The sequence below is a fragment of the uncultured Planococcus sp. genome, from assembly GCF_947501725.1.
GTDB lineage: Bacteria > Bacillota > Bacilli > Bacillales_A > Planococcaceae > Planococcus > Planococcus donghaensis_C.
The window spans coordinates 1-10,749 of record NZ_CANMXD010000023.1; the positions used below are offsets into that span (position 1 = coordinate 1).

General features: G+C 45.9%; 7 protein-coding genes and 1 pseudogene. 7 read left to right on the forward strand and 1 reads right to left on the reverse strand.

The window, feature by feature from the left end:
- Positions 1 to 274: 274 nt before the first annotated feature.
- Positions 275 to 1,093, reverse strand: a complete 819-nt coding sequence (locus Q0785_RS19960) for an alpha/beta hydrolase (protein ID WP_223636477.1) — start codon at positions 1,091 to 1,093, stop codon at positions 275 to 277.
- Positions 1,094 to 1,378: 285 nt separating this feature from the next.
- Here Q0785_RS19960 and Q0785_RS19965 point away from each other — a divergent pair, with 285 nt between their 5' ends.
- From Q0785_RS19965 to Q0785_RS19995, 7 genes and pseudogenes are all read left to right on the forward strand, one after another.
- On the forward strand, positions 1,379 to 2,371 hold the full coding sequence (locus Q0785_RS19965; protein ID WP_298834506.1) for a LacI family DNA-binding transcriptional regulator: 993 nt from the start codon (positions 1,379 to 1,381) through the stop codon (positions 2,369 to 2,371).
- Between the two features lie 200 nt (positions 2,372 to 2,571).
- Complete coding sequence (locus Q0785_RS19970; protein WP_298834521.1) at positions 2,572 to 3,819, forward strand: extracellular solute-binding protein; 1,248 nt, start codon at positions 2,572 to 2,574, stop codon at positions 3,817 to 3,819.
- Positions 3,820 to 3,930: 111 nt separating this feature from the next.
- On the forward strand, positions 3,931 to 5,187 hold the full coding sequence (locus Q0785_RS19975; protein WP_298834510.1) for a sugar ABC transporter permease: 1,257 nt from the start codon (positions 3,931 to 3,933) through the stop codon (positions 5,185 to 5,187).
- A 2-nt stretch (positions 5,188 to 5,189) separates the two neighbouring features.
- The gene (locus Q0785_RS19980) at positions 5,190 to 6,029 is read left to right on the forward strand and encodes a sugar ABC transporter permease (RefSeq protein ID WP_298834515.1); all 840 of its coding nucleotides are present in this window, start codon (positions 5,190 to 5,192) and stop codon (positions 6,027 to 6,029) included.
- Positions 6,030 to 6,069: 40 nt separating this feature from the next.
- Positions 6,070 to 8,130 (forward strand): beta-galactosidase, encoded by a 2,061-nt coding sequence (locus Q0785_RS19985; protein WP_298834518.1) that lies wholly within the window; start codon positions 6,070 to 6,072, stop codon positions 8,128 to 8,130.
- Positions 8,131 to 8,655: 525 nt separating this feature from the next.
- Positions 8,656 to 9,819: pseudogene (locus Q0785_RS19990) on the forward strand (arabinogalactan endo-beta-1,4-galactanase); the annotation flags it as partial.
- A gap of 69 nt (positions 9,820 to 9,888) precedes the next feature.
- Complete coding sequence (locus Q0785_RS19995) at positions 9,889 to 10,530, forward strand: Ig-like domain-containing protein (protein ID WP_298834523.1); 642 nt, start codon at positions 9,889 to 9,891, stop codon at positions 10,528 to 10,530.
- The last annotated feature ends 219 nt before the right edge of the window (positions 10,531 to 10,749 follow it).

Below are 10,749 nucleotides of genomic sequence, written 5' to 3' on the forward strand. Positions count from 1 at the left end.
CGATCAAGCGAAGCGCGATAGCGTTTCTTGGAGAAAAAGAAAGATATTTCACTGTCCACTTTATTGACAGAAGACCAGAATGGACTGTATTTTGAACGATTCGGACTGTATATCCATTTACCTGGGAATCGATAAGCTGGAAAGCTGAAATGAAAGTGGATTTCTCTCTTGATCAGCAGAAAACTACCGCTTACAGAAATGAAATCTAAATGAAAATGAAAAAACCGCCTGGGTGGCGGTTTTTTCATTTAAGACGAACATCTTCTGGATATTTTTATTTTACGCCAGTACTTCTAAGGAAGCTTAACAATTCATTGTTAAAGCGTTCAGGTTCATCTGCATTCATCCCATGTCCGCTATCCTTAAATGGAACGAGAACCGAGTTGGGAATTTGTTTCTCCAGTTCTTCGCCCAGTTCATATGAACAGATTTGATCTTTTTTGCCATGGAAAATAGCTGTTGGGACTGTAATGCCCGCCAATTCGCCGCGCAAGTCTTCATCTCTCAACGCAATTGCGGAGTTGATGGTTGAATGGGCACCGGCTTCGAGTCCGAGCGTCTGGAACCAGTGAAGGAACTCCGGTGACTTTTTCTGTTCATAGAACATATCCGCAAATTGGGAAAGGAAAGCCGGGCGATCTTCTTTGATCTGTTTAATGATGTCATCCACTTCTTCAGGCTTCAAGTTGATCTTGAAATCCTCGCGTTGTGTGAACACAGGAGCAGCTGCTCCCATCAATAGCAATTTGTCTACGCCTTGCTGGCCAAACTTCGTTAAGTAGCGGATCGCAATCGGTCCGCCCATGGAAAATCCGGCAAGTACGAAATTATCGAGTTTCAAATGATCGATGACCGCTTTAACGTCGCTAGCTGCCGTATCGTAATCATAGCCTGACCACGGCTTGTCTGATTTCCCGTAGCCTCTAAGGTCGATGCCGATAAACCGGAAATTCTGCTGTGCAAGGATGCTGACCTGCGATTCAAACGATTTGCTGTTCAATGGCCAGCCATGGATGAATACTACCGGCTGTCCTGACCCAATATCTTCTGCATAAACTTTCACGCCGTCTTCCACTTCAATATAATGTCCCAAAAATTTTTCCTCCTCCAATTTAAAAACCTGTAATGGTGATAAGGTTCCCTTAGTAGATGAAATATAAACTGTTTTGAATTGAAGATATATTTTCCTATCCTTCAAGTAGAAAGGAATTTGCCACAATAGGAGAAATCCTTTAAAACCGCTATTTCTATCATTAAGTAAGCAAAAAGACATGAATTTTATTGGATAATCCAATATGACTTGACAATAAGGAAAAAACAAGTAAAAATTAAGTAAAACAATTTACTTTATTGATTATAAGGAAGTGGGGTGGAAGGATTGGCTACAATTAAAGATATCGGTGAAAAATCCGGATTTTCTATTTCTACGGTTTCACGTGTACTAAGTAATGACCCGAGCTTATCTGTCCCGGAAGAGACACGCGAAAAGATATTTGATGCCGCGGAACAGTTGGACTACCGTAAAAAAACAGTTAAATCTTTGGTGAAAAACATTGCCTTTTTGTATTGGCTGACTGATAGAGAAGAATTGGAAGACGTTTATTTTAAAACTATGCGAATTGAAATAGAGAAGATGGCCAAGCTTTCCAATGTAGAATTGACTACTTACAAAATCGGCGGGGGCATTAGCCAGATACCGGATAATATCGAAGGTTTCATTGCAGTTGGGACGTTTTCGGACAAAGAAATTGCACACCTGCGAAAGCTCACTTCTCATGGCGTCTTTATCGATTCAACACCCGATCCTGAGCATTTTGATTCGGTAAAGCCGGATTTAGCTCAAATCACGAGGAAAACAATTGATTTTTTGGTCGAGAAAGGTCATCAGAATATCGGGTTCATAGGCGGCACATACCATAACCCCAACACAGACGGCGACGAAATGGACATTCGTGAACAGACTTTCCGTGATTATATGGAGAAAAAGGGACTGTTGCAGGATCGCTACGTTTATTGCCATAGGGGCTTCTCGGTGGATAACGGCTACAGATTGATGACCAAAGCGATCGAGGAACTGGATGATCAGTTGCCTACCGCCTTTTTCATTGCAGCGGATCCGATTGCTGTCGGCTGTCTTCAGGCTTTGAATGAACATGGAATCCAGATACCGAAAAGAGTTAGTGTCGTCAGCATCAACAATATCAGCATCGCCAAATATATTTCGCCTCCTTTGACCACATTCCATATTGATATGGCTGAGGTATGCAAGAATGCAATTTCGTTGTTGCTTGAGCAATTGCTGGAAAAGCGGAAGTGCACAAAGACTTTGTACTTGGGTGCAAACTTAATAGTAAGGAAGAGCGCGAACTAGAAAGCAGTCTGGTAAAACAGGCTGTTTTTTATTTTCGTAAAAATTTTTACTGTTTTCAGTAAAATAATTGTTTACAGTTTTTTCTAACAATGCTATATTGGTTTTCAGGAAGCGCTTTCATCAGAAACTTGGGAGAGAGTTTCGAAAATGACTTGAGAGGGTGTATGTTCGTGAAGAAATATAATAAGTATATCGGGTTAATGAGTGGAGTTGCTTTAAGTCTGAGTTTGGCGGCATGCGGGCCTCAGGACAGCGAAGAGGGGTCTACAGGCGGAGAAGCTGCAGCACAGGATCGTGAACTGATTGTCTGGGAGGATATCGAGAAATCAGACGGCATCAAGGATGCTGTAGCGAAATTTGAAGAAGAAAATGATGTAACGATCAAAGTTGTCGAAAAGCCATATGCGCAGCAGATTGAGGACTTGCGTCTGGATGGCCCAGGCGGAACAGGGCCTGATGTTTTGACTATGGCGGGAGACCAAATCGGAACAGCAGTTGTTGAAGGATTGGTCAAAGAAGTAGCAGTGGGTGAAGACGTTCAATCCATCTACACGGACGCGGCTATGCAATCGCAAATGGTTGACGGCAAAGTCTACGGATTGCCTAAAGCAGTAGAGTCGACCATTCTTTACTACAACAAAGATCTGATAACAGAAGAAGAATTGCCGGCCACGCTTGAAGAATGGTACGACTATTCAAAGGAAACGACAACAGGTGACCAATTCGGATTCCTGGCATTGTTTGACCAGATTTATTACGCACAAAGTGTCATGAGCGGCTACGGGGGCTATATCTTCGGACAGGATGCGGATGGCAACTACGATCCGACTGATGTTGGACTGAATAACGAAGGATCTATTGAAGGCGCAAACTATATCCAGAAGTTCTATGAAGAAGATTTATTCCCAGCTGGCATCATCGGGGAGCAAGGCATCAACGTACTGGAGTCGCTCTTTACTGAAGGAAAAGCGGCTGCCATTATTTCTGGGCCATGGAATGTCGATCCGTTTACCGATGCAGGTGTAAACTTCGGAATGGCTAAATTGCCGGAGTTGGAAAATGGCGAAAACATGAGTTCGTTTATTGGCGTGAAAAGCTACAACGTCAGTGCCTATTCGGAAAATGCGGAACTTGCAGAAGAATTGCTTATCTTCCTGGCAAACGAGGAAAACTCCCGTACAAGATTTGAAGAAACACAAGAAGTTCCTGCAGTAGAAGCGTTGGCGAGCGACCCGGTTGTAGCCGAAAGTGAAGTCGCACAGGCTGTAGCGGAACAATCCATCTTCGCAGAATTGACGCCAAACATTCCCGCGATGAATGAAGTGTGGACGCCAGCTGATTCTGCCCTGCAGACAATTGCCACTGGCAAAGCACAACCGGAAGATGCATTAAATCAAGCAGTTGAAACAATTGAAGGACAAATTGAAGCTACCCATAGCGGCAACTGATCAGCAATAGCGAGAAATGGCGTCAAACCTTAAAACTGTTTGACGCCATTTGTTGTAAAGGCCGGTAAACAAGCGGTTTTACCAGGCCATACATAAAAAGAGGTGAGGAAAGTGCAAGCTCGTAAAAAAGCCTTATTGTTATCAATTCTGCCCGGATTCGGCCAATTTTATAATAAGCAGTGGATTAAAGGGCTATTGTTTCTTGGATTAGGCATATCCTTCTTCCTGGTGTTCGGGGATCTCCTGAACATGGGGTTTTGGGGACTTGCTACACTTGGAACGGAAGTACCGCGTGACAACTCGATATTTCTTTTGGCAGAAGGTCTGATTGCGGTCATTGTAACGGTTTTTGGTCTTGCTTTTTACTATGTGAATTTAAGAGATGCTTATAAAAATGGAAAGCTGCGCGATGAAAATAAGCCATTAAGTTCGCTGAAAAGCGACTATCAGAATCTGATCGCCCAGGGCTACCCATATTTGATCAGTGGACCGTCCCTGTTCATCCTGATTTTTGCGGTCATTTTTCCGATTCTTTTCAGTTTTGCATTGGCTTTTACAAATTATGACCTTTACCATTCTCCGCCGGCGAATTTAGCGGATTGGGTCGGGTTTGATACCTTCGCGAAAATATTCACAGTCGATATTTGGCGCTCCACTTTCTTCAGTGTCCTCGGCTGGACTATCATCTGGACGCTTGTCGCTTCAACGCTGCAAGTTGCTCTCGGAATTTTTATGGCCGTACTGGTCAATCAAAAAGATCTTCGCTTCAAAAAATTTTACCGAACTATTCTCGTTTTGCCTTGGGCAGTTCCAGGGTTTGTCACGATTCTGATTTTTGCCGGATTATTCAACGACAGTTTCGGCGCCATCAACAACGATATTCTGGCGATGTTGGGCATCGATGCCATTCCTTGGCTGACAGATGAAAATTGGACCAAAGTGGCATTGATCCTGATGCAGGGCTGGCTCGGTTTTCCGTTTATCTTCCTGGTCACAACCGGCGTCCTTCAATCGATTCCGGATGACCTCTATGAAGCGGCCCGAATTGACGGCGCCTCGATTTTTGCGCAGTTCCGCAACATTACCATGCCGATGATTTTGATTGCCACGGCACCGGTCATCATTACGCAGTATACGTTTAACTTCAATAATTTCAATATCATCTACCTCTTTAATGGCGGGGGGCCTTCAGTTCCGGGATCCACTGCGGGAGGAACCGATATACTCGTATCCTGGATCTACAAGCTGACCTTGCAGTCGAGCCAGTATTCGCTCGCAGCCGCATTGACGATCTTGTTATCCGTGTTCGTCATCGCGATAGCACTCTGGCAGTTCAGACGCACCGACGCATTTAAGGAGGGAGCTTGAAAATGAATAAAGCAAAATTTTTCCGTCTCCTGATTTCACATGCGATTTTGATCTTTATGGTGATCATCATCATCTATCCGCTGCTCTGGACCGTGGGTGCCAGCTTTAATCCGGGCAACAGCCTGATCAGCACAACCATGATTCCTCAAAACCCGACATTGGACCATTACCGGGAACTGTTCGCGGGAAGCGAAAGCCTCCAATACGTTCAGTGGTATTTAAATTCTTTGAAAATCAGTATTTTTACCATGATTGGTGCAGTAATCTGTGTTTCCTTTACCGCCTACGCCTTTTCACGGTTTCGTTTTAAAGGAAGACAGAACGCATTAACGCTGTTTTTGCTTTTGCAGATGATCCCTCAATTTTCTGCGTTGATCGCGCTTTTCGTTTTAGCACAGATTCTCGGAATGATGAACAGCCACTGGTTGTTGATCCTGCTGTACATCGGCGGCTTGATTCCGCTGAACACGTATTTGATGAAAGGCTACATGGATTCCATTCCGATGGACCTAGACGAAAGCGCCAAAATCGACGGCGCAAGCAACACCCGGATTTTTCTGCAGATCATTATGCCTTTATCCAAGCCGATGATCGCAGTCGTTGCGATGACCGGATTTACGGGGCCGCTTGGAGACTTTATCCTGGCATCAACGATTTTGCGTTCACCAGAGTATTATACCTTGCCGATCGGCCTCTATAATTTGGTGAATGATGTCATGGGTGCCAGCTTTACGACATTTGCCGCAGGCGCCATTTTGATCAGTATACCGATTGCCATCATATTCCTCCTGCTGCAAAAGAACTTTGTCTCAGGTTTGACGGCAGGCGGAACAAAAGGCTGACAGTAAAAAATGCAGCACCTGGAACTGGAAGGAGAACATTATGCTTAAAAACGAAAAAACCTATACCACGGCGGCTGATTTCATGCTTCACGGTGGAGACTACAACCCTGACCAATGGTTAGATCATCCGAAAATTTTGAAGGAAGATCTGAAATTGATGAAGCTTTCAGACAGCAATACGTTTTCGCTGGGAATCTTCGCCTGGAGCACGCTTGAACCACAAGAAGGCGAATACCATTTTGAATGGTTGGATAGCATTATCGAAAACATCCACAGCATCGGCGGCCGCGTCATCCTGGCGACGCCGAGCGGAGCGCGTCCAGCCTGGATGTCGCAAAAATATCCAGAAGTACTGCGGGTTGATGGCTCGCGCGTCCAACAATTGCATGGAGGCCGGCATAACCATTGCTTTACTTCACCGGTCTACCGCGAAAAAACGGCCAAGATCAACCGGATGCTAGCGGAGCGCTACGGCAAGCATCCCGCTTTGCTCATGTGGCATATTTCCAATGAGTACGGCGGCGAATGCCACTGTGACAGATGCCAGGATGCTTTCAGAAGCTGGCTGAAGGAAAAATACGCAGACGATTTGAAGGCTTTGAATGATTCCTGGTGGGGTCCGTTCTGGAGCCATACCTTCAGTGACTGGTCCCAAATCGAATCACCGTCTCCAATTGGTGAAAACATGGTCCACGGTCTGAACTTGGATTGGAAGCGCTTTGTGACAGATCAGACAATCGCTTTCTTTGAAAATGAAGTGACAGCGATCAGAGAGTTGACACCAGAAATCCCGATAACCACCAATTTCATGGCGGACACCCACGATTTGATTCCTTTCCAGAGCTTGGATTACAGCAAGTTTGCAAAGCACTTGGATGTCATCAGCTGGGACGCATATCCGGCATGGCATAACGATTGGGAAACGACTGCGAACTTGGCGATGAAAGTCGGTTTTATCAACGATCTGTACCGAAGCTTGAAGCAGCAGCCGTTCCTTCTTATGGAGTCGACGCCAAGCGCCGTCAACTGGCATAAGGTCAATAAAGCCAAACGGCCAGGCATGCACCTGCTGTCTTCAATGCAGATGGTGGCGCATGGTTCGGACAGCATCCTGTATTTTCAATGGCGCAAATCTCGCGGTTCTTCGGAGAAATTCCATGGCGCGGTCGTCGATCATGACAATAGCACAGAAAACCGCGTCTTTAAGGAAGTGTCCAAAGTTGGTGCGACTTTAGGGAAACTATCCCAAGTGGTCGGAACCAATCGCCCGGCAGAAGTCGCCATCCTTTACGACTGGGAAAACAACTGGGCGCTCGACCACGCCCAAGGCTACGGAGCAGAAACAAAGTCCTATCCGCAAACTTTGCAGGAGCATTACCGGCCATTCTGGGAAAAGGATATCCCAGTCGATGTCATTACAAAAGAACAGGATTTTTCAGGCTATAAATTACTCATTGTGCCGATGTTGTACTTAGTGAGCGAAGAAACGATCGCCCGGCTAAAGCGTTTTGTGGCAGACGGCGGCACCGTGGTGATGACCTATATCAGCGGAATCGTCAACGAGTATGACCTAACGTATTTAGGCGGTTGGCATCAGGACCTGCAGGATGTATTCGGCATCAACCCGGTTGAAACCGATACGCTGTATCCAAGCGACACGAATACGGTCCATTATGGCGGGCGGTCCTATGAACTGACGGACTACGCGACAGTTTTGGAAAATCATTCAGCTCACGTCGTCGGGACTTACGAACAGGATTTTTATGCAGAGACTCCGGCAGTAACAAGCAACCGCTATGAAAAAGGGCAAGCTTATTACATTGGAGCCCGTTTGGAAGAGCAGTTCCACCGTGATTTTTATCAGAGGTTGATCAGCGAATTATCGCTCCAACCGATATTGCCGATTGCGCATAGTCCAGGTGTTTCGGTCCAGGTACGACAGGGTGAAGGGGTCAATTACGCATTCGTCATGAATTTCACCGAGCAGGAGCAAACCGTGTCAATCGATGCGGCAGCGAAAGACTTGGTGACCGGGGAAGACCTGTCGGGTGAGCTGGCACTGGCGAAGTATGAAGTACGGATTTTGGCAGTAACTAGCTAGGGAGAAGATTCTTTTTTGGTGGAAAGTGAGTTTGGCTGGTAAATGGGTGAGTTTGGACAGTATTCGGGCTGATTTGGACAGTATTTGGTGCAGAACGGACTGTATTTCGTCCAGTTTGGACTGTATATCCAAATAATTGAAAAAAACAGCTTTGAACATCGAATTTTGGTCAAATGACTCCGTTATTTCGTCCAAATCTTGATATTTCCTGTGAATAATTCACCGGGATTCCAACACTTAAGCAGCTCACAGAATATAATTTTACAAAATCCCCTATATATACACCACTGGTATCCGCTCTGCATAGGAAAACTATTGAGCGGATGCTTTTTGCAAAGATCCAACTGCTCCAGGTTGTAAAAGGATTCCCAAAATCCTTTTTGACAATAAATCAAAGGATGTGGAAAGAGGATGACAAAGAGTGGGAAATGGAAAGCTTTACTTGCGGCTGCATCTACAGCTGTCATGGTCATGGGTTCACTTGGCTTAAGCAATGCAACTGCAATGGCTGCAGAGCCGGAACCGGTAAAGGCGGATATCTTCGTTGAACGTATTCCGGGAATCGATGACGATTTTATTAAAGGCGTCGATGTGTCCAGCATACTTGCGCTGGAAGACAGCGGAGTGAAATTTTACAACAAAGACGGTAAAAAGCAGGACATCTTCAAGACACTGGAGCAATCGGGTGTCAATTATGTCCGGATACGCATTTGGAACAATCCTTACGATTCAGAAGGAAACGGATATGGCGGCGGCAATAACGATGTGGAAAAAGCCATTGAAATCGGTAAACGTGCCACTGCAAATGGCATGCAGGTGCTGGTGGACTTCCATTACTCTGATTTCTGGGCGGATCCTGCCAAACAGCAGGCGCCAAAAGCCTGGGCAAACTTAAATTTTGAAGATAAGAAAAAAGCGCTTCATGACTTTACCTCGGATAGTGTCCAAGCGATGCTCGATGAAGGTGTTGATGTAGGCATGGTGCAAATCGGCAACGAAACCAATGGCGCCATGGCTGGAGAAAAGGACTGGAACAAGATGAGCCAGTTGTTCAACGAGGGAAGCCGCGCAGTCAGAACCGCTGATTCCGAAATCCTGGTCGCGCTGCATTTCACTAACCCCGAAACAACGGGAAGATATGCATCGATCGCCAAAACCCTTAAAGAAAATCAGGTAGATTACGATGTTTTTGCCAGCTCCTATTATCCATTCTGGCACGGCACCTTGACAAATTTGTCATCAGTCCTTAAAAATGTAGCGGATACGTACGATAAAAAAGTGATGGTGGCAGAAACTTCCTATGCCTATACGGCAGAAGATGGCGATGGCCACGGAAACACCGCGCCGAAAAGTTCCGGCCAAACCTTAGACTATCCAATAACGGTCCAAGGACAGGCGCATGCTGTCAGAGATGTGGCGGCAGCCGTGGCAAAAATAGGGGATGCGGGCCTCGGTGTGTTCTACTGGGAACCGGCTTGGATTCCGGTAGCGTCCGACAAAAAATTGAAGAAAAGCAAAATGATCTGGGAAAAATACGGTTCCGGCTGGGCAACAAGCTATGCTGCAGAATACGACTCTGAAGACGCCGGCGAATGGTATGGTGGCAGCGCAGTCGATAATCAGGCCCTGTTCGACTTTTACGGCCGTCCGTTGCCGTCCTTGAACGTTTTTAAGTATTTGGAAACGGGAGCAGTAGCTCCATTAAAAATTGATGAGGTAAAAGATCTCTTCATCTCTGCTGTTGCAGGAGGCACAATTATGCTGCCTGAAACAGTGACTGTTACTTACAATGACAGAAGCGAAGGGTCGGCCCAAGTCACATGGGACGAAGAAACGTTGCAGCATGCGATTAATAACGGCGCCGGCAATTACGTAATTAATGGAGAACTGGAAGACGGTCAAGCGATCAAAGCCAACCTGGAAATCAGTCCGGAAAATTTCGTGAAGAATCCAGGATTTGAAAGCAGTGACCGAAGCGTGTGGGACATTACCTACCGAAACGGTTCTGCGCCTCACACGAACTATCAAAACAAAGCCTCAGATGCCAAATCGGGCAACTATTCGCTGCATTTCTATTCAGCGGACAGAATTGATTTCCAGACTGAACAGACTATTACAGGTTTAAAACCCGGATATTACAAGCTCTCAGCCTTCGTGCAAGGCGGAGATGCCGAGAACGCTGAAATGTATATTTATGCTGAAACGGAAGGCAAGAGTTACGCGATGGAAACCTCCGTGGCGGGATGGGCCAACTGGAACCAACCGGAAATAGAGGGTATCTTTGTGGAAGACGGCACAGTGACCATTGGCGGCAGCGTGAAAGCGGATGGCGGCGCCTGGGGGAGTCTGGATGACTTTTCTTTGTACCGGGTACAAGATGCCGAGGCGGCTAATCAATAAATGAAAATCTGATGTGGCAATTAAAAAGTGGTTTTCGTCCGTGAGCGGCTTTCGCTCATGGACAAAGGCAGTTTGCCGCGCAAACTGTTTCCATTCTGCTCTTATTTGTTGGAATTCGAGTTTGGCAAGTAAATCGGGTTGTTTTGGTCTTCTGTCAATAAAGTGGACAGTGAAATATCTTTCTTTTTCTCCAAGAAACGCTATCGCGCTTCGCTTGAT